Raw genomic sequence first — 25,075 nt, forward strand, 5'->3', positions numbered from 1 at the left:
TCCATATTGAAACTACACTGGTTATCGGCCGGCGCCGTGACACGCGGCTCTCCATTCAACACGCATCACAGTACTAATTAAACGCGTGCCAACAATCGCCATCGAGGATGGTTGTCTTGTTCCTCAACATCCAGCGGGGGGGAAGTGGCGATGAACATCGGGGCTGCGCATCATCCGTCAACGGTTCGCTAGCCGGGCGGCGCGCGCATGAGCACGACCGGAGGCATTCACGCGACGTCACTCGGGCTGCACGGCTCGAGCCCGGCGATGACCGACCTGCGCCGCTATCTGGCGAAGGTCGCGCGCACCGATACGACGGTGCTCGTGACCGGCGAAACCGGCACCGGCAAGGAGCGCGTCGCCAGCGCCGTCCATCGCCTCAGCACCCGGACCGACAAGCCGTTCATCGCCGTCAACTGCGCGGCCGTGCCCGACAGCCTGTTCGAATCCGAGATGTTCGGCCACGAGCGCGGCGCGTTCACCAGCGCCCAGCACGCGTTTCCCGGCCGCTTCGTCGAGGCCGACGGCGGCACGCTGTTCCTCGACGAAGTCAGCGAGATGCCGCTCGCCGTCCAGGCGAAGCTGCTGCGCCTGCTCGAGGACCGCACGGTGATGCCGGTCGGCTCGCTGCGCCGGCGCCCGGTCGATGTCCGGATCGTGGCGGCGAGCAACGAACGCCTGGAGGACCTGGTCGCGGAACGCCGTTTCCGTGCCGACCTGTTCTATCGCCTGAACGTCGCGCGCATCGAGATACCGCCGCTGCGCGAACGGCCGGAGGACATCGCGCCGATCGTCGATCACTTCGTCGCCGAACACAACCTGCAGCGGGCGATGCGGGTGGGGCGGCCCGATCCCGCCCTGCTCGAGTGCATGCGGCATTACCGGTGGCCGGGCAACGTGCGTGAGTTGCGCAATCTGGTCGAGGCGTTGTTCATCGATGCGCCCGAAGGGCGCCCGTTCGGGCTGGGCGACCTGCCGCCGGCGTTTCGCCGGCTGTTCCTGCAGGACTTTTCCGCCGGCGAGCATGAGCGCGAGCGGCTCGTCTCGGTCCTGCGCCAGACCAACTGGAACAAGATGGAAGCAGCGCGCCAGATGAACTGGTCGCGCATGACGCTGTACCGCAAGCTGGCCAAATACAACCTGGACGCCGGCAACACTGCATCGGTGTGACAGCCGGGCTGTCACATGGTACAGCCCGGCAGCGTTCCCGAATCCCGCACCGGCCGGGAAATTCCACGGCAAATCATGTGCTTGCGCCGGCGCACCCGCGTTGGCCCGCTCCTTGCGAAGCAGAACGGACAGACCGCCCGTCGCCATGCAAGGAGGCCGTCGTGCACGTCATCGAGCCAAGCCAGGACGCCCCGCCGGAGCCGGCCCAGCCGGCCGGCCAGCCACGGCCGCTGCTCGCCAGTTATGCGAACTATTTCGAGGTCGGGCACAACGCGTTCGAGTTCCTGATCGATGCCGGGCAGGTCGAGCCGCAGTCCGGCAACGTCCAGTTGATGAGCCGCGTCGCGATCAGCCCGGTGCATGCGAAGCTGCTCGCGCAACTGCTGGCGCGCGCGATCGCCCAGTTCGAAGCGACACACCACGAAATCCCCGACATCGGCGACCCGGAACCGGATCTGGCGATGCTTCCCCCGCAGGAATTCGAACGGCGCGCGATCGATGCGCGCAGCAAGCCGATGCTCGGCGGCCGTCACGACGAGCCCGATCAAAACCAGAGCTGAGGACACGACATGGCAGCGCAACTCCATCCCAACCGCATGGTCCTGACCGACCGTTTCCCGATGCTGGGCTTCACGATTCGCGTCGGCCACGCGCCGTGCGTCGCGGAACTGGTGATCGCCACCGATCCCGCGCTGTTCACGCGCAAGGACGGGCGCACGTCGTCGACGTTCTATACCAGCCGCGAGGACGGCCTGCTGGCGATCCCGCGTGGCGAAGCGGTGTTCATGGTGCCGCCTGCCGTGCTGGCGCGCTTCGCGGGCGCGAGCCGGCTGTGGTTCGGCCTCGCCACCGCGGCGTCGCCCGCTGCCGATGCGTGGACGGTCGACGTCCTGCCGAATGCCGACAGTCCGTACGTGTCGCTGTCGGGGCTCAGCGACCGGGGATTGCGCCGGGTTCGCGTGTTCCCGACGCGCGGCGCTGCCGCCGTCAGGAGTCCGCTGCTGAACTGGGCGGGCGACGCCACGCGGCCGGGCGCGACCGCCGTGCCGGCGCCGAGCGCACCGGGCGCCGCTCCCACCGCGGCGCAGCCGGCCGTCGAGCCCGTTGCGCCGCACCACGACGTCCATTACGACGACGGCTTCGGCCCGCTTCCGCCGCTCAATGCCGCAACGCCGGGCGCCGCGACGCCCGCCGCGCCGGCGCCGGCGCCGGCCGCGCGACCGGCACCCGCCGTCGCACCGGCACCCACCATCGCATCAGCACCCGCCATCGCACCGGCACCCGTGTCGCAGGGGATGAGCGACGATGCCGGGTTCCGCCTCGCGGGCGAACGCCGCGGCTTCACCTGGCCGCGGCCGCGCAAGCTCTCGACCGTCGAGCGGGCCGCGCTGCGCGCGATTCTGAGCGCGAATCCGGCCACCGCGTCGCTGATGCTGCTGCTGCCGGTCGCGATGCGCAACGGCCTGTCGGTCTCGATCGGCGCGGGTGCGGGCGCCGGGCTGGAATCCGGGGGCGCGGGCGCGGTCGGCCTCATCTTCGACGCCAATGGCGACGACATCGGCGTCTTCGTGTCGGGCGAACTCGACTTCGGCTACATCGTGTCGGCGAGCCTCACCGGCCAGATCAGCCTGCTGCGCGGCCATATCGACGATTTCTCGGGCACCGGCACGACGGTCGGCGTGATGGTCGGCGAAGCCCCGGCCGGCGGCATCTCGGCGCTGTTCAACGCCCGCGGCGAATTCGTCGGCGTCACGCTGTCGGCCGGCGTCAGCGTCGGCAGCCCGGTGAGCGTCTTCGTCGGCGTCTCGCGCGCCGCGGCGGGCACGATCGCCACCTCGTCGTCGTCGCTCGCGTGGTCGCGCGGCCTGAGCGCCGACCCGGAGGCCTACGGCATCGATACGCCGCCGTACAGCGACGACGATGCGGCCGCCGAGCCGTCCGCGACGGCCAGCGCGCTGGCGCTGGGCGCGCGCGAGAACAGTCTCGTCACGCGCACGGCCGCCAGCCCGAATTTCGACGAGGGGCGCGGCAGCAAGACGATCGACCGCATCATCATCCACATCGCCGACGTCCCCACCGTCCAGCAGGTGGTGAATACCTTCACCAATGCGTCGTCGAAGGTGAGTTCGCATTACCTGGTCGGGCAGGAGGGCGAAGTCGTCCAGTTCGTCTCCGAGGCCGACACGGCGTGGCACTGCAAGGGCTCGAACCAGCGCAGCATCGGCATCGAACACATCGCGGTGAAGCGCGGCGGCGCCGACTACCCGCGTCGCAACGGCACCGTCCAGCATTTCGATGCGCTGGCGCCGACCCAGCTCCAGTACGAAACCTCGGCGGCGCTGGTCGCGTCGCTGTGCGACAAGTATCAGCTGCCGATCAACCGCACGACGATCATGGGCCATCGCGAGGCCGACACCTCGACCGGCCATACCGCGTGCCCCGATGGCAACTGGGACTGGGACTACTTCATGCGGCTGGTCACCAGCCGAACCTGCCAGCCGCAGGCGGCCGGCCAGGCGCTGGGGCTCGCCGCGCGCGGCTTCGGCGACGACATTCCGCTCGATCCCGGCGTCGGCGGCCTGTCGATCGGCACCGACGCGCTGGAGATCGGCGACATCATTCTCAGCACCACCGGCAATCCCGGCTCCGGCGTCATTCGTGCCGGCTCGGGTGCGGAGGTCAGCCACGCGATGCTCTACGTCGGCCAGGGCGGGCAGGTGATCGAGGCGATTCCCGGCGGGGTCCAGTTGCGCCCGCTCGCGGACGCGCTGGCCGACGCGCGCCTCGCGGTCGCGTTCCGGGTGCCGGGCCTGACCGATACGCAGCGGCAGCAGGTTGCCGATGCCGCCGCGCGCTACCTCGATCGCGGTTTCAACTACGTCGGGCTGGTCCGCTGCGGCAGCTACCTGATCGACCGCCACGCGTGCGACCTGCTGTCGGGCGACGCGGCGGAGCGCTGCCGCCGCTTCGTCGGCCGCATCGAGCTCGGCGAAGGCGCCGACACCGACAACTTCTTCTGCTCGCAGCTGGTCGCCCAGTCGTTCCAGGACGCGGGCAGGCCGATCGTCAGCGTGCCGCCGCACTGGGTGCCGCCGGGCGATCTCGCCAGCCTGTCGACCGGCACGATGGCCCCCGGAACGCTCGCGTATGTCGGCCATCTGAAGGCGCCAATCCCGAGCCGCGGCTTCTTCGGCACGAGCCAGGCGCTGTCGGTCGCCGCGGGCGCCGCGCGCGCGCTGGGCGCCGACGACTGGTCGGTGAACTGGGACGAGGTGCAACTGACCCCGCAGCCCACCGACATGGGCTGCTGGGCGACGGCCGCGTCGATGGTGATCGGCTGGCGCGACAACCAGAGCGTCGACCCGACGCTGCTCGCGCGCTGCATCAGCCTCGAGCGCCAGATGCGCGATGGCCTGGCGCCGGCCGAGGTGGCGGGGTTCGCCGGGGTGTCGACGCTCACGGTCGAACCCAATGCGTGCTTCGCGCCCGAAGGCTTTCGGCGGCTGCTGGAAGCGAACGGGCCGATCTGGGTTGCCGAAGTCGTGCGCGCGCCGGTCAACTTCTTCCATGCGGTGGTGGTGACGGGCATGTATCGCAGCGGCGACGCGTATTTCGTGCGGATCACCGATCCGCTGGACCGCGTGGTCGGCACGCCGGGCCATCCCGGCGCGCGGACCGTGCCGCCGACCCACTCGACCGGCAGCCGCTACATCATGACCTACGAGGATTTCGTGTCGGAATACGAGGCGGCGGCTGGAATCGGCGTGATCCAGCTGATGCATTCGGGCGGCACGTTCGGCCACACGATCAATCGCGGCAGCGCGGCGGGCGCGGGCTACGCGCTCGGCGTCGAGCCGCCGGCAGCGGGCGGCGAGTTCGGCTTCGGCGTGAGCCTGACCCGGCGCACCGAGAGCCGCGACGGGCGCAGCTACGATCTCGCGCAGCTCGCCGGGCTGGTCCAGCCCGCCAACGCGCTGGCGGGCGGCGCCGGGCAGCCGCGCATGGCCGGCCAGCGCATCACCCTCGACGACTGGCCGTATATCGACGGGCCGAGCGGCCGCACGTCGGCGCCGGTGTCGATCGACTGGGCGTGGCAGGGCGGCGCGGTCGGCGACGTGACGATTGCCGCGGACCACGGCCAGATGCTCGACGGCTGGAGCGCGTTCGTGCGCGCGGATATCGGCCACGGTTCCGGCACCGCCGAACGGGCGAGCGTCAAGCTGCGCATCGCCACCACGTTCCGGCATGCCGGCGAGGAGGACCAGGTTGGCGTGACGGAGGTGACGCTGAACGGCGACGGCCGCTTCCAGATCGTGCACGGCGCCGACGGCGCGCCGCCGCTTCCGGCCAGCGGCACGCAGCCGGCGCCGCGCGAACTGCAACCCGCCTGACCCCGAGGGACACGCGCGATGGCCCGCCACATTCCCCCTCCGCCACCCCGCGGCGCGCTCACGCCCGCGGTGGCCCTTGCTCGCGACGCGTTCGGCCGCGAGATCGTCGACGGGTCCGGATCGGGCGACCCGGGCAGGCAGGACAGCGCATTGCCGCAAGCAATGCCGGCCGGCGGCGCGGCGCCCGCGGCCCCGGGCGGGTCGGCGCCTCCGAAGGAGAAGGCGACGGACGCCATCGGCCGGCGTGCGGCGGCGCTGGCCGATGCGATCGACTTTCCGACCTTCGTCGCGAGCCTCGTGCATGGCACCTACGACGCGATCGTCGACAGCTCGATCAAGCAGGTGGAGAGTTTCGCCGACCTGGTCGGCGCGGTGGCCAAGCCGCTGGACCAGTTCACGCAGGAGAACGTGACCGACGGGCAGGCGCGCGCGTGGCTGGTCGAGCAGTATCCGCACGACGTGACGCTGACGCAGGACGGCGGCGATTACCGCCTCGCGCCGGTCGTCCGGCCCGGCGACGACGACGCGGCTCCCGCGCCCGCGTGGCTCGCCGATTTCGGCGCGGCCGACGGCGCGTTCGATACCCAGACGCTCGAATCGGTGGTGCTGCCCCGCGCCCGCGAGCGCGTCGCGCAGCACCGGTTGTCGACGCTGTCGACGATGGTGCTGCTGGGCATGCAGCGGGTCGTGGTCAAGGACGGGACGATCGCGGCGAGCCTCAATTTCCAGGCCAAGGCGCGCGACCGCGCCGCCGTGCAGTATGCGACGTCGAACGACCCGTCGTCGGGGCAGACGACCTGGGGCGGACGGGGAACGTCGGGCGATGTCGTCACCACGGTCTCGACCGTTGCGGTCAATGCGCAAACCGACACCGATCTCAAGGCGACGCTGACCGGGAAGGTGAGCATCAATTTCGCATCGGAGACGCTGCCGCTCGACCGTTTCGTCGACGAGGCGTCGCGCAATCTGCTGGAGCGGCACAGCCGGCCGGCGGCGCGGATCGCGCCGCCGGCGGCGACGGCCGCCCAGCCCGCGGCGCCGGTGGCGGCGCCCGTTCCCGCCGCGACGCAGGCGCCCGCCGCCGTGCCGGCGGTGCCGGCAGCGTCCGCCGCCCCGGCGGCTCCGTCGGCCCCATCGGCCGCATCGGCCCCGTCGGCTTCGTCGGCACCGGCGGCACCGGCGGCACCCGCATCCACACGAGGAGAACCCACATGATCGCGCCGCGGCCGCTGGGCGAGACGCTGGGCGCGTTCGCCGACGTTGCCGGACAGCTGGCCGCGGGCGCGGCGCAAGGGCTGCGGGTGCGCTCGATGGCGATGGAACTGCCGCTCGACCTGCGCATTGCATGGGGCGCCGACGGCATCGAGCTGGTCGGCGACCTGCCGCAGTTCCTGACCCGCACGGCCTTCGATGCGGAGCCGGCGCGGCTCGCGATCGTCCTCGAAGCCGTGCCGATCGACGGAGCGGTGCGATGAACAGCAACGCCAGCCTGCGCCTCGAGGATTTCATCCAGGCCGTGCAGAGCCAGCTCGACAACGCGCAGGCGGCGATGGCGATCAAGGCGCGCAACCTCAACCTGCCGCTGACCTTCGCGATCAAGGACGTCAACCTCGATCTGCGTGCCCATGTCGAATTCGTCGAAAGCGAGGTGTGGATTCGTCCCGCCGGCCCGGGCGACACCGACAGCAGCACCTTCCATCTCGTCTTCACGACCATCACGCGGCCGGCGATCGAGGAGAACGCGATCGCGCTGTCCGAGGACAGCAAGGACCAGCCGCTCGACGCGCTGGGCGACGAGCTCTCGGCCGAAGACCGCAAGCGTCTGGAATGGGCCGGCGTGCGCACGGTCCGGCAATTTCGGCAGGCCGAGCAGCGCGACATGGTGCATGCGATCGGCCGCGTCACCAACCTGTCCGTGGACCGGCTGCGCCGGGCGCTCGACCGGGCGTCCGCGCCGAGCGTCGAGCGGATCGAACCGGTGGCGCCCGCCACCGACGCGCAGCCCGATGCGGCGCCGCTGCTGCGCGTGATCGGGCGCAATCTCGTCAACGGCACGCACGCGCCGCTGGTGCGGATCGGCAATCGCCCGGTCGCGGTGCTGCAATCGGCGGACGACGAGCTGCTGCTCGCGCCCGGCCGCGACCAGTGGGCCGGCGAACTCGCCGTCTCGCCGACGAGCCGCCATGCCGCCGCGCTGGCGTTCGACCTGAGCGCATTCGCGCCGCCGTCGGCGCCCGCGGCCAGGCCCATGACCCTGGCCGCCGTGCCCGGCCAGGAGGAGGCGCGGCCATGACGATCCATGCACTCGGCACGCCGTGGGCATCGCCCGGCGAGCGTCAGTTCAGCCTGCCGACCAGCCTGCTCGTCAAGCTGGCGCTCGGCGAAGCGCCCGAGCACGTGCCGTCGATCCGCGACGTGACGCGCGGCGCGCTGGCCGCCGCGCAATGCATCGACGGCGGCCCGGTCGACCGCATCCTGGTTGCGTTCGCCGGCCGCTTTCTCGCGGTGCGCCCGTTCAGCGCGGTGGCCGGGCGCTGGGTGCCCGGGCACGCGCACCTCGGCTACGACGCGATCGAACAGACGACCGGCATGGCCCGCACGCTGCTGCTGCGCGTGCCGGCCGGCACGCCGATCGGTGCGCTGTGCGACTCGCTCGCCCAGCTCGCGACCGTGGAAAGCGTGACGCCCAACTACGTGGCGACGGTCCCGATGGACGCGCCCGGCCGCTTGGCGCCCGTGCCGCCGGCCGCGCGGGTTGCGCAGGATGCGCGCGCGCTGGTGCGCATGGCCGACGCACACGCGATCGAGCCGGGCGACAGCGGCGTCACGGTCGGTCTGATCGACAGCGGCATCGCGCGCCAGCATCCCGAATTCGCGCATGCCTTCCGCGCGGGCGCCGATACGGTGCGTCTCGAGCCCGGCGACTTGTCGCCCGGCGTGCAGCTGCTGAGCGGTCATGGCCATCGCGGCGATTTTCCCGAGGACCGCTTCGTCGGTCACGGCATGGGCTGCGCGGGCATCATCGCCGCCGAAGGCGTGGCGATGCCGCGCGGGCTCGGCGGCGACTGCCGCATCCTGCCGATGCGCGCGCTGGCGGCCGCCCGCCTGCCGGGCAAGGCGCATGCGATCGGGCTCGGCGCGATCGCCGACCTCGATCGCGCGCTCAAGCTCGCGGTCGACCTCGGTGCGAAGGTGATCAACATGAGCTTCGGCACCGACGACGCGACGATCGCCGCGAACCGCCCGAAACCGCACGCCGACACGGTCGCGTATGCCGCCGCGCGCGGCTGCATTCTCGTGGCCGCGAGCGGCAACAACGGCGCCGTGACCCGCTACTGGCCCGCCGCCTATCCGCAGGTGATCGCGGTCGGCGCCGTCGGCGACGACGGCCGGCCGACCCCGTTCTCGACGCGCGGCCCGCACGTCGCGCTGTGCGCGCCGGGCGAACGGGTGCTGACGAGCGCGATCGAGGCCTATCAGCTCGCGACCGGCACCAGTTTCGCCGCGCCGTTCGTCGCAGGCGCCGCGGCGCTGCTCGTCGCGTACGCGCAGCGCCGCGCCTATCCGCTCGACTGCGCGACGGTACGCGACCTGGTCGTCGCCACCGCGCGCCCGTTCGCGCCCGGCGCGGCCGACGGCTGCGGCGCCGGCATTCTCGACGCGGCGGCGGCGCTGCAGGCGCTGTCCGGCCGCATCGACGCGTACGAAGCGGCGGGCGACGACGGTTGCACGGGCAAGGACGGCCGTGCCGACGACGGCTGACTGGCGCACGGGATCCCGCTCACTCCCCCGAACCGACCGGATTTCAAGGAGAAGTTAAATGTTTCATGTCAACAATCAAGTCCGCTTCCTCGACCTCGTCGACCTCGAGACCCGGGCACGCGACGGGCTGGTCGATATCGTCAACCGGCTCGAGTCGCTGAAGCGGCCGCCGGTCGCCGCCGAGCGGGAGCAGCTCGCGCTGTGCAAGGCCATCCTCGCGGTCGTCTACGACACGAAGCCGTCCGACGGCGTGCCGCAGGTGTGCGATCCGCTGTTCGTCGCCACCCGCGAACTGCTCGCCAGCAAGTCGCTGGTGAATCCGCCGTTGCTCTCCGAAGTCAACGGCCAGCTGGTGTTCGACGCGGGCGACGTGAGCGGCGCCAACGGTGCCAATGGCGCCAATGGCGCGAACGGCTCGGACCCGGAGGCCGTGTCGATCACGCTCGTCGCGCTGGTGCTGGGCATCCTCGCAGTGGACGGGGCCACGCCGCCGCCCGTGAAGGTCGACGGCGGCAAGACCGTGCCGGACGGCGACAACGTGCTGATGAACGCCTTTACCCGCCAGTTCTTCGCGGCGGTGGGCGAGGCCAATTCGTACGGTGGGCTCGCGCAGCGGGTGCTGGCGCTGCTGTGCATCGAGGGCGATCCCGACGGCCGCGGCGGCGAGCAGCCGGGCGTGGTCACCACCGAATTCGCGCGCGTGATGCGCGGCCTGCAGGCCCGCAAGATCCAGGCCGACGAGCCGCAACTGCGCCGCCGCATCAACGAGGAGCTGAACACCGTCCAGAACATCGGCGGCGAGGACGCGATCGCCGATCTCGGCATCGACCTGCCGAACCTCGAGGATCTGGAAGACGCGAACATCGTCGCCGACAACGTGCGCGTGATGGGCCCGATGATCGTCGCCGCGATGTTCGACGAACTCAAGGTGTTCCAGGTGGTCGACCGCATCGTCGAGCAGTTCCAGCACGGCACGCTGCCGATCGGCCCGGGCAATGCCGGCAAGCTGCTCTATCGCTACTGGCGCGAAACGCCGAACCGCATCTCCGAGCAGGAGCGCAAGAACTTCGCGGCCATCACGCTCGGCGTGCCGGGCGGCGATCCGAACACGGCCGGCAATCGCGAGTTCAACGACCTGTGGATCCGTTTCGTGTCGTCGGTGTCGTCGTTCGTGCGACAGACCGAGGTCGACTCGCTGCTGCGCGCGAGCGTGCCGAACCCGATCAACCACCAGCAGGTGCGCAAGGCCGCCCGCGATCTCGCCGGCAACCTGTCGCTGCACGGCTACGGCATGGCGCATTACGCGGCGCGCGAGATCCAGTCGCAGGTCAAGTTCATGATCGACCTGCTGCAGGACCCCGAGATCCGCGGCTGCTACGGCGCGAAGGACATGTGGCAGGTGATCGACCAGGTCGCGACCTACGACCTGGGCGGCGCGCGCACCAGCTCGCGCTATCGCACGCTCGCGACCTGCGGCACGATCATCACCGCGTGGCTGGCCAACAACGTCGATCGCGTCAACAAGGCGACCGGCCCGCTGCTCAGCATCGACCAGATCGCCAATCCCGACGTGTCGTCGAACCACAAGTCGACCGTCGACCCGACCGACTACGACCTGGTCAACGCATGCGAGCTGTGGCTGGCCGATACCGCGACCACCGATACGCAGATCGAGCAGTTCTCGCAGCCGCGCGAGGCGCCGCAGATGACCTCGAAGCCGGTGCCGATCCCGGCGATGGCGCGCGAGATGCTGGATGGCGTCGGCGACATCGGCGCCGGCATCGGCCTCGGCGCGGGCGTGCCGGTGAAGGCGGGCTACGGTGTCGGCACGCACAACGGCGCGAGCTATTACTCGAACCGTCCGCACTGAAGCGGCGTCGCGTGTGCCGCGCCATTTTCGAACCCTGCCGGAGCCGAGCCATGCCCCTGACCTCAATCCGCGAACCGGTCGTCGCCCGGGTCGAACGCCGCCTGAAAAGCGCCGCGCGAAGCCTCGGCACCGCCGATCCATTCGCGCCGTCGCGCGACCTGTTCCTGCGCACCTTCGGCGACGGCGCCGACGATCTGCGGTTCCGCGACAACGCGCTGATGCCGATGGCGGTGCCGTTCGAGCCCAGCTTCTCGGAAAGCCAGCCGGGCAAGCTGCGGTTCACGATCGAGCCGTTGCCGCCGGAGGCGTCGGCGATCGACCGGCGCGACGAGTCGACCCGCGAAATGCGCAAGCTGATCCGCGATTTCATCGGCCGCGAGGCGCTGCACTGGTTCGACCAGGCGAGCGAGCCGTTCCGGGGCTTCGCGCGGCCGGGCGGCAACCTCGACTACGGCGCGTTCTTCGGTTCCAGCTATGACCGCGACGGGCTCTATGCGTCCAAGGTGTACTACGAGCTGCCCGGCGATGCCGGCACGATCGAGAACCTGCCCCGCGACCTGGCCGGCATCGTCCAGGCCGCGCTGCAGATGGTGCCGGGGCTCAAGCCGCTCTTCACCACGATGGCGGCCCAGCGCGATCTCGGCGGCCAGCGGCTCACGTTCGCGTGCACGCAGGCGCTGCGGCTCGCCGATCTGCAGCCGGTCATGGATGCGCTCGGCATCGGCCATCGGCTTCCCGGCATCATGCAGCTCCTGGGGCTGGTGCTCGGCGGGCGCTTCGACCTGCCGCCGCACGGCGCGCTGCTCGCGTTCGGGCTCGGCCCGGACGGGCCGGATTTCGAGCTCTACGTGCTGCTGTCGGCGATCCCCGACGTGCCGCCCGCGTTCCTCAGCCTGCTGACGATGGGGCTCGCCGAGCGTCCGCGCGGATTGCAGGCGCTCGAGCGCTGGATGGGCGCGTTCACGCCGGAGGACGCGCACTGGCCGGGCCGCTTCTCGATCATCAGCCTGCGCACGGACGCGGCCTGCCCGGCACGGGTGAGTCTCTACCTGCGCCCCATCGAGTTCGAACTGCCGGCGGACGCGCCCGCCCAGGCCAACTGAATCCGAATCGCTTCGTCACGCGTTTCCCGCGAGGTCGCCATGTTCCCGCAAGCTGCCCGTTCCACGCCGATCGCGCCGCCGCCGCCGCGCGCCGCGGCGGCCGCTCCGCGGCACACGCCGCCGGTGCCCGCCGACGAAGTGCGCCACGGCGTCGCGCAGATGTTGACCCGGTCGCAGGCGTTCAACGCGATGCCCGACGCCGATCGCCGCGACATCGCGCGCAACACCGCGTTGATCGCCGATTACCTCGCGCGGCCCGAAGGGTTCGCCGGCCACGAGATTCCGGGCGGGGTGGGCACCGCGCCGGCGCGCGCGCTCGACGACAACACGGATCATGCCGCGCACGAGGCGGATTTCTCGACGCACAACCAGGCCGTCGACAGCATCGGCAAGTCCAGGTTCACCGCGGCGGCCGCGCACGAGGGCGCGGCGGTCGCGGGCGAGCTGCTGAACCAGGTCAAGTTCCCGACCTTCGTCGCGAGCCTGATCAGCGGCGTGTTCCAGTCGATCACGCACAGCTCGATCGAGCAGATGAAGGCGTATCAGGAAATGATCGCGCAGGTGGCGAAATCGCTCGGCCAGTTCGCCGACGAACACGTGACCGAGAACCAGGCGCGCGATCATATGGTCGGCCAGTTTCCCGACCTGTTCGAGATCGGCATGGACGACAGCGGCGACACGCCGAGCCCGCGCGTGGAGGTGCGCGACGGGGTCGACCCGGACGAAGCGTCGAAGACCGTGCGCGCGCGCCTGCAGATGGGCGACGGCGATACCTTCGACCTGTCGGACGAGGCCTCCGAGCTGGCGATCGTCAACCGCTTCAAGATGCAGCTCGCCAAGCAGCGCCAGCAGATGCTGGCGTCGATCGTGCTGATGGGCATCAACCGCATCGTCGTCACCGACGGCAAGATCTCCGCGAAGATCATCTACGACGTGCGCGCGCAGGACACGCTTTCAAAGCAACGCAGCGCCACCGCGGTCGACCTCGCCCGCGACAAGGACGGCAACGTCCAGTCGACCTACGCCGGCAAGGGCACCTACGATCGCGGCGGCAAGTACGACTCCAGCAACGACAAGGACAACGGCCGCCAGTACAGCGCCGACTACTACGCGAAGGGCGACTACGAATACGAGAACAAGCCGATCATCACCGCGTCGACGGCCGCGTCGGAAACCAGCAACGCCGCGATGCAGACCAAGATCCAGCTGTCCGGCGCGGTCGACGTCAATTTCAAGAGCGACTACCTGCCGCTCGACAAGATGGCGACGCCGCAGATGATCGCCACCATCACCGGCAACGCGACGCCCGCCGATCCGAACGTGCTGCCCAGCCCGAAAACGCCGCCGGCCGCGTCCGCCCCCGCTGCGGCTCCAGCCCCGGCGGCGGCGCCGGCCGCGGCGCCGGCACCGGCTGCGGCCAGGGGAAACTGAGCCATGCGCCTGCCCGCTCCCCCCGACGCGCTCCACCCGGTGCGGCCGCCCACGAGCGCCGCCGCGTTCGACGCGACGCGGCCCGAGGTGCGCCGCCTGCTGACCGCGATTCCGTCATTCCTCGACCTGCCCGACGACGAGCGCCGCCGCATCGCCGCCGATACGGTGCGGGTGCTCGCCTACCTGGCCGACCCGAACGGCGTGCACGCCGAGATCGCCGAGCGCGAGGCGAACGGCGAACTGCCGCCCACCGGCCTCGCGCACCCGCTCGCGCAGCCGCGTCCGGCGCCGGCCGCCGCGGCGCTGGCCGACGATCCCGTCACCGCGACCAAGCGCCAGCTCGCGCAGGATCCCGGCTTCGCCGGCAAGGACTTCCAGGCCGGCGCGGTGAAGCAGGGCGTCGAGCAGTTCGGCCAGATGGTGCAGAAGGTCGATTTCCCGAAATTCGTAGGAGGCCTGATCAAGAACGTGTTCCAGGCGATCGTCGAAAGCTCGATCGAGCAGATGCGCGCGTATGGCGAGCTGATCGCCAATGTCGCCAAGACCACCGCCCAGTTCATGAGCGACAACATCAGCGAGGGCGCCGGCCGCGACTATCTCGCCGATTCGTTCCCCGACGTGCTGTCGGTGCAGGCGCAGGACGGCGCCGACGCGTTCGACGCGGACAGCGCCGGCGCGGCCGCGGCGGCGGCCCCGACGCGGCTGGTCGCGCAGGGCGACAACGCGCAGCAGCGGCTTGCCGAGATCAGCCGGAACTACAACCTCGAGCCGCCCGTGACCGACCTGTCCGACGACAAGTCGGAACTGCGCCTCGTCACCGCCGCGCGCCTGCAGATGGCGAAGCAGCGCCAGCAGCTGCTGTCGTCGATGGTCATGCTCGGCATCAACCGCATCGTCGTCACCGACGGGTCGATCAACGCCAAGGTGGTGTTCGACATGCGCGCCAGCGACACGGCGAAACGCACCTACACCGCGTCGATGCACGACCGCGAGAGCCAGAAATACAAGGAGTCGCTCAACGCCCATTACGGCAGCTGGTACACGCCGTATTCGGCCGACGCCGCGTTCGAGGGGCAGCAGGAACACGTGGCCACGGTCGGGTCGGCGCTCGACGACACGAGCGAATCGAAGGCCGAGGTGAAGGCGAAGCTGTCGGGCGAGGTCCGCGTCAACTTCAAGAGCGACTACCTGCCGCTCGACAAGATGGCGACGCCCGAGATGATGTCGGTGATCCAGGGCAACTCGACGCCGTATAACCCCAACAAGCCGGCCCCCGCCGCCGGCGTGCCGGCCGGGCAGCACTGAATCATGGCGCGCATGCTCATCGTCCCGCCGGCGGATGCCGGGCTCGCGGCGGCCATCCGGTCGGGGGAGCGGCTCGTCGAGCGCGCGACCGCGCACGGCCTCGCGTTCGCGCTCGACGAGCTCGGCGACATCGCGATTCCCGATCCCGTTGCCGCGCGCGTCGACAAGGCGCAGCTGCGGGCGCTCGCGTCGCTCTATCTGGCGGCCGACCTCGAGCCCGCGGGCGTGATCCCCGCCGTCGAGGCGCTCGCCGGCCTGTCGGCGAGCGGCGCCGTCGGCGTCGATCTCGGCGGCGCGGAGCCGCTGGTCGCCAACTGGTGGCGTCACCGCGCCGAGAAGCTCGCGGCCGGCGAGCGCGCGGCGTTCTATGCGCGGTTGTTCGGCACCGCGTACGGCCCGGCCGCCGCGGATGCCGAGCGCAACGTCCAGTTCGAGGAATGCATGCTCGTGCTTTGCGAGGCGCTCTACAAGCTCGACGAGACGCCCGGTGCCGACCCGGGCGGGGATCCCGGGCGCCAGGCGCGAGTCCGCAACGCCGCGCGCGCGCTCGCGCAGAATCTTGGCGCCGCCTGTACCGGCGTGACCGCATTCATGGCCGGCGAGATCGTCGGCATGCTCCGGGACGCGTTCGCGATCCTCGGCCATGCCGACCTGCGTCACGGCTTCGCCGCGCGCGACATCTGGGGCGTGGTGGCCGGCATCGGCCGGCTTTCGCGGCAGCCGCCGGCCCAGCCTGCCGCCTATGTCCGGCGCGGCAAAGCCGGGATGACCGTGATCGCATGGCTGGCGGACGTCGCGGATGCGCTGGACGGCGCGTCGCCGCTGCTGCGCACCGACAATCCGGTGATCGCCTCCGCCGCCGACTGGCTCGAGGCGACGCTCAGCCTCGGCGAGAAACCCGACGGCCCGGTGTCTTCCGTCCCGGACGACGGCCGCGCCGTGCCGCCGGCCGCGCGCCCGGCCGCGCCGTCGAACCCGTGGGCGGCGCTCGGAAGCTGACATGGAACCGCGTCGCTCAGGCCGTCGCGAGACGGGCGGCAGAACCCGGGTGCCGACGGCGGCGGACGTGCCGTTGCCCGTCCGGCCGCGTGTCACGTGTCGCCGGACGCGGGACGCGCGATGCGCGGCGGAGCCGCCGAAATGACGGCAACCGCCCACCTTGCGCGTTCGGCGGTGCCGCGGCCCGACGTTCGCCACCGTCTCCGTGAACTGCTGTCGGCGCAGCAGGGCTTCGGCGCACTCGATCCGGCCATGCGCCGCGATCTCGCGTCCGGACTGGCACGGATCGGCTCGCTCGCGGTCGATCATGACGAGCTCGCGGCGCGTCCCGGCACCGCACTGGCCGTCGCGCAGGACGCGGGCTCGGCGTATTCGGGCACCGCCATCGACCGGATGGCCGGCACCACCCGGGCCGTGCTCAACGCGGTGTCGTTCCCGCGCTTCGTGACCGAGCTGATCACGGGCGTCTTCAAGGCGATGAACGATTCGAACCAGCAGCAGCTGACCGCGTTCGTCGACCTGATCCGCAATGTCGCGCAGACCACCGAAGGCTTCGCGGACAGCAACGTCGGTATCGCCGGCGCGCGGCAGTGGCTGGCCGAGCATTTCCCCACCGCCTACGAGGTCACCGGCGACGACGAGGCCGCCGACGACGCCGACGAACTGGCGGGCCTGCCGCCGGACGAGCGCCGCCAGCGCCAGCAGGAACTGCAGGCCGAGCGCGATGCGTCGACCCGGCTGGCGTTGCGCGCGGGCGCGACCCCGCCGGCGGAAGCGGCGCTGCGCACCGCGCTGGGATTGGGGCCGGGCGACGCGGTGACGGCCGCCGATCCCGAGCGCCTGGTGCCGCTCGCCCAGCAGGTGCTGGCCCGCAACCGCCAGCAGTTGCTCGCGACGATGGTGCAGATGGGTTTGCAGCGCATCGTCATCGAGAGCGGGCGGCTCAACGCCGCGATGAATTTCCATATCGACGCGAGCAGCGTCGCCGCCAACGACCGCGGCTCGCAGTTCGACACGCGCAACACGGTGGGCGTGAGCGGGGGCGCGCGCTTCGGGCCCTGGGGTGCGGAGGCCAATGTGCAGAGCACGATCGGCTACGTGTCGACCGACCGGACCCAGACGACCGAGAGTTCGCACGCCGACCTCAACCTGAGCAGCGGCGTCGAATTGGTGTTTCGGACGGATTACGTGCCGTTGAACCGGCTGGCGGGTGTGGGCGACGTCGAACGCATCCGCGTCAACACGATCAATCCGGATGCCGAAGCGGCGCGCTTGTCTGCCGATCGCGCCGCCCAGCGCAGTGCCGAACAGGCCGACATGGCCGCTCGTAGGACCGCGCTGGACGGTGGGCTGCGCGCGCCGCCGGCTGTTGGTCCCGCGGGTTCGGGGGCGGCGGGTTCGGGAGCGGCGGGTTCGGGAGCGGCGGGTTCGGGGGCGGCGCGTTCGGGATCGGCGGGTTCGGGGTCAGCGGGTTCGGGATCGGTGGGTTCGGGATCGGCGGGTTCGGGGTCAGCGGGCTCGGCGTCGACGGGTTCGGGATCGACGGGTTCGGGATCGACGGGTTCGGGATCGACGGGTTCGGGGTCAGCGGGTTCGGGGTCGGCGGGTTCGGGATCAGCAGCTTCGGGATCAGCAGCTTCGGGATCAGCGGCGTCAGGCTCGGCGGGGAGTGCCCACACGAGCCAACCCGCCTCGTCGCCGCCGAATCCGGCGCCTGTTTCCGCTTCCGCGCCGGAGCCGCCCGCCGGATCGGGCGCCGCGGCCTCCCCGTCGCCCGCGCACCCCGCGACGGCAGCACCGCGATCGCCCGCCGGCGCAACAGCAGGGGGACATCGCGCCGCATCATGAACATCCGCACCGGCAGCCGTTCGCAAAACGCCGTGCCGCGCCGAATCCTGCCGATGACGACTTTCAGCCACGCGAGCGAAGTGTCGAGTGCCAGCTGGCGCCGGGTGGTCGACAGGCCGCGCGGACCTGACGCGACGGCGTCGTCGGAAACACTTGACGGGTGTGCGAATCACGCCAGCGGTGCGACCGACGCCCCGACGATGCCATGCCGCCGCAGCGACTCCGCAACGAAGCCCGACGCCTTCATTGCCTCGACGAATTCGCCGAGCACCGCCGCGGCCGCTTCGCCGCGGCTCTTCGGCACGCCCATCGCCTGGCGGATCACCATGAAGCGCTCGCCGAGCAGGCGCAGGCCCGGCGTCTTCGCCGCATCGGCTTCAAGCTGCTGCTTCACGCCGGCCGCGACTTCGAGCTGCTGCTCGACGAAAGTCGGCACGACGGCCTGCGACGTCGGCGCACGCACGATCTGCGCGGCCTTCAGCTCACGCGTGAGGAACAGGTCGTACGCGCTGCCCTTGCCGACCGCAACGCGGTTGTGCGGCTGGTCGACGTCCGCGTTGCCGCGGATCGGCGAAGCGTCGCGCACGAGATAGAAGCCTTCGATCAGCACATAGGGCTCGGTGAACGCGACCGTTTCGCCGCGCAGCGGATCGACCGCGAAGAAGCCGAAATCGGCGCGCTCCTCGGTCAGCGCCTGCACCGACTTGGCGGCCGTATCGAACACGACGAGTTCGAGCTCGGCCGACAGCCGCTCGGCGAACGCGCGCGCGAGGTCGATCGACACGCCGAACGGCTCGCCCGTCGCCGGGTCGCGGTTCGCGAGGATCGGGTTGCCGAGATTGATCGACGCGCGCAGCTTGCCGGTCGGCGTGAACGCGGAGAGGACGGAAGGGTCGATGGTCATGAAAGGGCTCGCGAGGAATCGGATGCGCCGGCTGCACCGGCGCTCAGGGTTTGAGAATGGCGCTGATGCGCGACAGCGCATCGAGCGTATGCAACAGGTGTTGACGCAATGCTTCCGACGCTTCTTCGTTGCGCTCGCGCTCGAGCAGTTCGAGCACGTGCAGATGCTGCTTCGCATGTTCGACGTAACGTTCGCGATCCTGCATCGAGCGATACGACAGCAGCCGGCGCACGCGATTCACGCGCCGGATCGTGTCGATGAAGAAGCTGTTGCCCGACGCTTCGACGAGCGATTCGTGGAACCGCACGCCGCGCTCGTGCATCTGATCGGCGGTGTCGGTCTCGATGCCGCCGGCGAGCAGATGCCTTTCGACGTCGCGACACCGCTCCAGCACCTTCGGTTCGAGCCGATAGCCGGGCTCCAGCAGCGCGGCCGGTTCGAGCGCGAGGCGTAGCCGGTACGATTTCAGCAGGCTGTCCGGCGTCGTCAGCATCGGCGAGAACTGCCAGCCGTAGCCGGGCTTGCGCTCGGCCCAGCCTTCCTGCGCGATGCGGCCGAGCACGGCAGTGAGCTGCGCATTCGTCAGCCCGTAGCGCGTGCGGATCAGCTGTTCGGAAAATTCATCGGGCAGTTCGCCCTTCAGGCGATCGTCCGCGATCCGGAAATACACGCTCGTCACCACGTCCGCTTCGGCGAGCCCAAGTTCGTCGACGACGTCCGACAGCGGCTCGATCACCGGCTTCGCGACGAAGAACCCGCGATTGCGCTCGCGTGTCAGGATGCCTTTTTCGTGCAGCAGCGCGAGCGCCTCGTTGACGGGCGAACGGGACACGCGCAGGCGATCGGCGAGCATCTGCGCGGGCAGGTGCGTGCCTGCGTCGAGTCCTTCCGTCTTGATCAGTTCGACAATCTGGGTCGCAATGGAGCGGTCGATCATGGGATTGAGCATTCGGGGCGCCGCCGGCGGCTTCGGTGTCAAGCCGCCGGCGGCGCGAGGTTCTTCTGCAATATCAGCGGGATCACGCCGCCCGAGCGCAGCAGCTCGCATTCGAGACGGGTCTCGACCGCGGCCGTCGCGGCGACGGGCTCGACGCGCCCGTCGGCACGCACGATCCGCACGGGCACCGCGCAGCGCGGCGTCAGGGCATCGGCCGGCGCGTCGACCTCGAGCTTATCACCTGGCCGGAGGGCGAGCGTGTCGGGATGCGTGCCCGCGGCGAAGCGCAGCGGCAGGATGCCCATCCCGATCAGGTTCGAACGGTGGATGCGCTCGAAGCTGGCCGCCAGCACCGCGCGGATGCCGAGCAGCCGCTGGCCCTTCGCGGCCCAGTCGCGCGACGAACCGGTGCCGTAGCGCTCGCCCGCGACGAGCACGACCGGATCGCCGTCCCGTGCGTAGCGCGCGGCCGCCTCGAAGATCGGCAGCACGGCGCCGCTCGGCACGTGCAGCGTATGCGCTACCGGCATGCCGTCGCGCAGCCGGTTCACGAGCGTGCGGTTATAGAAAGCGGCGCGCACCATCACTTCCCAGTTGCCGCGCCGTGACGCGAACACGTTCAGGTCGTCGCGATCGTCGCCGCGCGAGACCAGGAAATCGGCGACGAAGCTGTCCTTCGGAATCGCGCTCGCGGGCGAGATGTGATCGGTCGTCACGTCGTCGCCGAGCACGAGCAGCGGATACGCGCGGTACGAGCCGAGCTGGCTGCCCTGCGACGCCGCCGCGAACGGCGGCCGGCGCAGCGCGGTCGACGCCGGATCCCACGGGAATCGCGCGCCGTCGGGCGCGTCGAGGTCGTGCCAGGCCGGATTTGCGCTCGCATGCGCGAACGCGCGCGGATAGTCGTGCGGATCGGCGGCCGCGGCGGTCAGTTCGTCGACCGCTTCGCGCGTGGGCCACAGATCATGCAGATACACGGGGCGGCCGTCGGCCGTGTGCTGCAGCGGATCGCGGCTCACGTCGATCTCCGCATCGCCGGCCAGTGCGAACGCGATCACGAGCGGCGGCGACATGATGAAGCCGAGGTCGAGATCCGGGTGGATGCGCCCCGGGAAATTGCGGTTCCCGGACAGCATCGCGACCGGCCGGATCGCCGCGTCGGCGAGCGCCGCGCGGATCGGCGCGGTCAGCGGCCCCGAGTTGCCGATGCAGGTCGTGCAGCCGTACCCGACGATGTCGAAGCCGACCGCCGACAGGTCGTCGACCAGTCCGGCCCGTTCGAGATACGCGGCCGCCGCCGGCGAGCCGGGGCCGAGCGACGTCTTCACCCAGGCGGGTACCTTCAGCCCGAGCGCACGCGCGTTGCGCGCGACGAGGCCGGCCGCGATCAGCAGCGCGGGATCGGACGTGTTCGTGCAGCTCGTGATCGCGGCGATCGCGACCGGATGCTTCGGCATCGTCGGATGCGGATGCGCCGGTTGGAACCCGAGCGGCGCGAGCGCGGCGGCCGTCTGCGCATGATCGAGCAGATCCTGCGGGCGGCGCGGCCCGGCAATGTGCATGCCGATCGTCGCGAGATCGATGTCGATCGTGCGCGTGTAGCGCGGCTCGGCCGCCGGGTCGAACCACAGGCCCGCGTGCCGCGTGAACGCTTCGACGAGCCGGACCGCCGCTGCGCTGCGACCGGTCGCGCGCAGGTAGTCGAGCGTGTTGCCGTCGACCGGGAAGAAGCCGGTCGTCGCGCCGTATTCGGGCGCCATGTTCGCGACGACCGCGCGCTCGCCGGCACGCAGCGTCGCCACGCCCGGCCCGAAGAACTCGACGAATTCCCCCGACACGCCGATCGCGCGCAGCCGCTGCGTGACGGTCAGCGCGAGATCGGTCGCGAGCACGCCCGCGCGCAACGCGCCGGTCAGCCGCACGCCGATCACGTCGGGAATGCGCTGCATCACCGGCATCCCGAACATCACCGTCTGCGCCTCCAGGCCGCCGACGCCCCAGCCGAGCACGCCGATGCCGTTGATCATCGGCGTGTGGCTGTCGGTGCCGATCAGCGTGTCGGGCACGGCCCAGCGCTCGCCGTCGCGCTCGAGCGTCGTGACCACCGTCGCCAGCTGCTCGAGGTTGATCGTATGCATGATCCCCGTGCCGGGCGGATGAATGCGCACGCCCGTCAGCGACTTCGACGCCCAGCGCAGGAATCGGTAGCGCTCGGCGTTGCGGCGCAGTTCGAGCTTCAGGTTCTCGGGCGCCGCGTCCGGCCGCGCGAAGTATTCGACGGCCAGCGAATGGTCGACCGACGAATCGACGGGCAGGACCGGGTTCAGCGACGCCGGGTCCGCGCCCGCTTCGGCGAGCGCGTCGCGCATGCCGGCGATATCGACGAGCGCGGGCGTGCTGGTCGTGTCGTGCATCAGCACGCGGTTCGGCTGGAACGCGATTTCGGCTTCGCTCGTGGCGCGGCGCGTCCAGCCGACGATCGCGTCGACCGCTTGCCGCCGCTCGTCGCCGTCGGTGTTGCGGATCACGTTTTCGAGCAGCAGGCGCAGCACCACGGGCAAGGCGCGCAGCGCGGCGCCGAACTGGCCGGGGAGATCGACGAAGCGGTACGTCGCGCCATCGACCGTCAACCCGGCTTGCGAGGGGGAGTTGGTGTTTTCCATGACTGTATTTTTGCACTTTAACAAGTAAAAATGCAATCTAGTGCTAACCCGACATACCAACATCAAGGAGACGACCGTGACGAAAACGGGCCACGACCCGGATGGAACAGGACCGGATCCGCTGCGCCGCCGCGTGATCGGGCACACGGCGGCGCTCGGCGCGCTCGCGATCCTCGGCGCGGCCGCCCGGCCGGTTTTTGCAGACGAATCACTGCAGGCTTTGAAAGGAAGAACACCCATGTTTGCTTACGTCGGATCGCGCACCACGCGCGAACGAAACGCCCGCGGCGACGGGATCAGCGTCTATCACGTCGACGCCGGGACGGGCGCGCTCGAGTTCGTGCAGCTCGTGAAGGATCTGGTGAATCCGTCGTTCCTCGCGCTGAGCGCGAACGGCGAACACCTGTACACCGTGCACGGCGACCTCAGCGACATCAGCGCATTCAGGGTCGACCGGGCCACCGGCAAGCTCACGTTCCTGAACCGGCAGAGCACGCAGGGCAAGAACCCCGTGCATCTCGCGATCGACCCGACCGGCCGCTACGTGGTCGTGTCGAATCACATCGGCGCGAGCGTCGCGGTGCTGCCGATCGCTGCGGACGGCACGCTGCAGGCAGTCACGCAGCTTGTCGCGCTCGACGGCCCGATCGGCCCGCACCGCGTCGAGCAGAAGCAGGCGAAGCCGCACTTCAATCCGTTCGACCCGAGCGGGCAATTCGTGATCGTGCCGGACAAGGGCCTCGACCGCGTGTTCACGTTCCGCTTCCGGGACGGGCGGCTCACGCCGGCCGAGCCGGCGTTCGTCGTCACGCGCGAGACGGCCGGCCCGCGGCACGTCGCGTTCCATCCGAACGGCGCGCTCGCGTATGTCGTCAACGAACTCGACTCGACCGTCACGACCTATCGATACACGTCGTCGAACGGCGCGCTGACGCCGGTGCAGATCGTGTCGTCGCTGCCCGATACGTACACCGGCAACAGCCGCGCATCGGAAATCGAAGTCGATCCGGCGGGGCGTTTCGTCTATGCGTCGAATCGCGGCGACGACAGCATCGCCGTGTTCCGCATCGATCCGGCCAGCGGCCATCTCGCGTTCGTCGCGGCCGAGCCGGCTGGCGGCCGCACGCCGCGCTTCATGACGGGCACGCCGGACGGCCGCTTCATGTACGCGCTGAACGAGGACAGCGACAGCATCGTCGCGTTCGCGATCGATGCCGCGACGGGGCGCCTCAAGCCGACCGGCTTTTCGGTCGCGTCGGGCAGCCCGGTCTGCATGGTGTTCTCGGCACATCGCGCGTAATCCTTCCCGCCCCATCAGGAGACAGCCGGCGGCAGGTCCGCCGGCGCACATTCATGAATCAACACACCCCTATCGACGAACGCGCGCTGGTGCGCAAGATCGCGCGGCGCATCATCCCGTTCGTGTTCGTCCTCTACATCGTGTCGTATCTCGACCGCGCGAACATCGGCTACGCGGCATTGCAGATGAACAAGGAACTCGCGCTGTCGAGCGAGGCGTTCGGCTTCGCGTCGGGCATCTTCTTCATCGGCTACTTCCTGTTCGAAGTGCCCAGCAACGTGATGCTCAACAAGTTCGGCGCCCGCGTGTGGATCGCGCGGATCCTCGTGACGTGGGGCGTCGTGTCGGTGGTCTCCGCGTTCGTGCAGGACGCGACGCAGCTCTACGTGCTGCGGTTCCTGCTCGGCGTGGCCGAAGCGGGCTTCTTCCCCGGCATCATCGTGTACCTGACCTACTGGTTCCGCGCGAAGGAGCTCGCGACAACCGTCGCGCTGTTCACGGCCGCGATTCCGGTGTCGTACATCATCGGCGCGCCGCTGTCGACGTGGATCATGGATCACGTCCACTGGTTCCAGTGGAGCGGCTGGCGCTGGATGCTGGTGCTCGAAGGCGCGCCCGCGCTGATCGGCGGCGTCCTGTGCTTCCTGTACCTGACCGACCGCCCCGGCGACGCGAAGTGGCTCACGCCGGCCGAGCGCGCGTGGCTGCTGAACGAGCTCGACAACGACCGCAAGGCGCGGCCGCTTGCGCAGCACCTGAGCTCGCTGAAGACGATGACGAACCCGAAGGTGCTGTACCTGTCGTTCATCTACTTCGTGTACCAGTGCGGCAGCCTCGGCGTCGGCTACTGGATGCCGCAGATCATCAAGGGTTTCGCGTCGACGCTCACGCATACCGAGATCGGACTCATCGCGACGGTGCCGTACGTGGTCGCGACGATCGCGATGGTGATGTGGTCGCGCCGCTCGGACCGGCGCCGCGAGCGGCGCCTGCATTCGGCGATCCCGCTTGCGGTGGCCGCCGCGGCGCTGCTCGGCGCGGGGCTGTCGACGAACCCGTACGTGTCGATCGCGATGATCTGCGTGAGCCTCGCAGGGCTCTATGCGTTCAAGTCGCCGTTCTGGGCGCTGCCGACGCTGTTTCTCAGCCGCTCTACGGCGGCCGTGTCGATCGCGGTGATCAACTCGATCGGCAACCTCGGCGGTTTCGTCGGGCCGTTCATGATCGGCTTCGTCAAGGGCGCGGGGCAGAGGACGACGCCGGGGCTGCTGTTTCTCGCGGCGCTGCTCGTCGTGTCGTTCCTGATGACGTTCTTCATTCGGGTTCGCGAAGAACCGGCCACCGACACACCGTCGGATGTGGTGAACCAGACCCATTGAAACGATGACGCGC

The 25,075-nt window shown here is 70.3% G+C and carries 18 protein-coding genes; 15 read left to right on the top strand and 3 right to left on the bottom strand.

Annotated features, from left to right (window positions below; translation table 11 throughout):
• Positions 1–207: 207 nt before the first annotated feature.
• From U4Z64_RS24665 to U4Z64_RS24725, 13 genes are all read left to right on the top strand, one after another.
• Positions 208–1,170: a sigma-54 dependent transcriptional regulator gene (locus tag U4Z64_RS24665; RefSeq protein ID WP_321821348.1), complete on the top strand. Its 963-nt coding sequence runs from the start codon at positions 208–210 to the stop codon at positions 1,168–1,170.
• Positions 1,171–1,331: 161 nt separating this feature from the next.
• A complete protein-coding gene (locus U4Z64_RS24670) occupies positions 1,332–1,730 on the top strand; it encodes a DUF3467 domain-containing protein (protein ID WP_321821349.1) in 399 nt (132 codons plus the stop codon).
• Positions 1,731–1,739: 9 nt separating this feature from the next.
• Complete coding sequence (locus tag U4Z64_RS24675; protein ID WP_321821350.1) at positions 1,740–5,561, top strand: N-acetylmuramoyl-L-alanine amidase; 3,822 nt, start codon at positions 1,740–1,742, stop codon at positions 5,559–5,561.
• 18 nt (positions 5,562–5,579) lie between these two features.
• Positions 5,580–6,776 carry a hypothetical protein gene (locus tag U4Z64_RS24680; protein WP_321821351.1) on the top strand — a complete coding sequence of 399 codons (1,197 nt, stop codon included), beginning with the start codon at positions 5,580–5,582 and terminating at the stop codon, positions 6,774–6,776.
• A complete protein-coding gene (locus tag U4Z64_RS24685) occupies positions 6,773–7,036 on the top strand; it encodes a hypothetical protein (RefSeq protein WP_124646133.1) in 264 nt (87 codons plus the stop codon). The genes U4Z64_RS24680 and U4Z64_RS24685 overlap by 4 nt, the downstream gene beginning before the upstream one ends.
• Complete coding sequence (locus U4Z64_RS24690; protein ID WP_321821352.1) at positions 7,033–7,854, top strand: hypothetical protein; 822 nt, start codon at positions 7,033–7,035, stop codon at positions 7,852–7,854. Before U4Z64_RS24685 ends, U4Z64_RS24690 begins: the two co-directional genes overlap by 4 nt.
• Positions 7,851–9,323, top strand: coding sequence for a S8 family peptidase (locus tag U4Z64_RS24695; protein ID WP_321821353.1), 1,473 nt, complete (start codon positions 7,851–7,853; stop codon positions 9,321–9,323). The genes U4Z64_RS24690 and U4Z64_RS24695 overlap by 4 nt, the downstream gene beginning before the upstream one ends.
• Before the next feature lie 58 nt (positions 9,324–9,381).
• Entirely contained in the window at positions 9,382–11,193 is a 1,812-nt protein-coding gene (locus tag U4Z64_RS24700) for a hypothetical protein (RefSeq protein ID WP_124519907.1), read from the top strand.
• Between the two features lie 50 nt (positions 11,194–11,243).
• Positions 11,244–12,296: a hypothetical protein gene (locus U4Z64_RS24705; protein WP_321821354.1), complete on the top strand. Its 1,053-nt coding sequence runs from the start codon at positions 11,244–11,246 to the stop codon at positions 12,294–12,296.
• Between the two features lie 39 nt (positions 12,297–12,335).
• A complete protein-coding gene (locus U4Z64_RS24710) occupies positions 12,336–13,727 on the top strand; it encodes a hypothetical protein (RefSeq protein ID WP_321821355.1) in 1,392 nt (463 codons plus the stop codon).
• Between the two features lie 3 nt (positions 13,728–13,730).
• On the top strand, positions 13,731–15,032 hold the full coding sequence (locus tag U4Z64_RS24715) for a hypothetical protein (protein ID WP_321801921.1): 1,302 nt from the start codon (positions 13,731–13,733) through the stop codon (positions 15,030–15,032).
• A gap of 3 nt (positions 15,033–15,035) precedes the next feature.
• Positions 15,036–16,031 carry a hypothetical protein gene (locus U4Z64_RS24720; RefSeq protein ID WP_321821356.1) on the top strand — a complete coding sequence of 332 codons (996 nt, stop codon included), beginning with the start codon at positions 15,036–15,038 and terminating at the stop codon, positions 16,029–16,031.
• A gap of 141 nt (positions 16,032–16,172) precedes the next feature.
• Positions 16,173–17,879: a hypothetical protein gene (locus tag U4Z64_RS24725; RefSeq protein WP_321821357.1), complete on the top strand. Its 1,707-nt coding sequence runs from the start codon at positions 16,173–16,175 to the stop codon at positions 17,877–17,879.
• A gap of 169 nt (positions 17,880–18,048) precedes the next feature.
• Here U4Z64_RS24725 and U4Z64_RS24730 read toward each other — a convergent pair whose 3' ends face one another.
• The 3 genes from U4Z64_RS24730 to acnA are packed head-to-tail and all read right to left on the bottom strand — an operon-like array spanning position 18,049 to position 22,383.
• Positions 18,049–18,783: an ABC transporter substrate-binding protein gene (locus U4Z64_RS24730; RefSeq protein WP_321821358.1), complete on the bottom strand. Its 735-nt coding sequence runs from the start codon at positions 18,781–18,783 to the stop codon at positions 18,049–18,051.
• Between the two features lie 43 nt (positions 18,784–18,826).
• Positions 18,827–19,720 (bottom strand): GntR family transcriptional regulator, encoded by an 894-nt coding sequence (locus U4Z64_RS24735; RefSeq protein ID WP_321821421.1) that lies wholly within the window; start codon positions 19,718–19,720, stop codon positions 18,827–18,829.
• Between the two features lie 38 nt (positions 19,721–19,758).
• A complete protein-coding gene (gene acnA, locus U4Z64_RS24740; protein ID WP_321821359.1) occupies positions 19,759–22,383 on the bottom strand; it encodes an aconitate hydratase AcnA in 2,625 nt (874 codons plus the stop codon).
• Positions 22,384–22,621: 238 nt separating this feature from the next.
• Here acnA and U4Z64_RS24745 point away from each other — a divergent pair, with 238 nt between their 5' ends.
• Together U4Z64_RS24745 and U4Z64_RS24750 are read left to right on the top strand one after the other, a co-directional pair.
• Complete coding sequence (locus U4Z64_RS24745) at positions 22,622–23,683, top strand: lactonase family protein (RefSeq protein ID WP_321821360.1); 1,062 nt, start codon at positions 22,622–22,624, stop codon at positions 23,681–23,683.
• Between the two features lie 53 nt (positions 23,684–23,736).
• Positions 23,737–25,062 carry an MFS transporter gene (locus U4Z64_RS24750; protein ID WP_321821361.1) on the top strand — a complete coding sequence of 442 codons (1,326 nt, stop codon included), beginning with the start codon at positions 23,737–23,739 and terminating at the stop codon, positions 25,060–25,062.
• The last annotated feature ends 13 nt before the right edge of the window (positions 25,063–25,075 follow it).

Origin of the sequence: Burkholderia sp. BCC1996 (genome assembly GCF_905339955.1) — a bacterium.
Classification (GTDB): domain Bacteria; phylum Pseudomonadota; class Gammaproteobacteria; order Burkholderiales; family Burkholderiaceae; genus Burkholderia.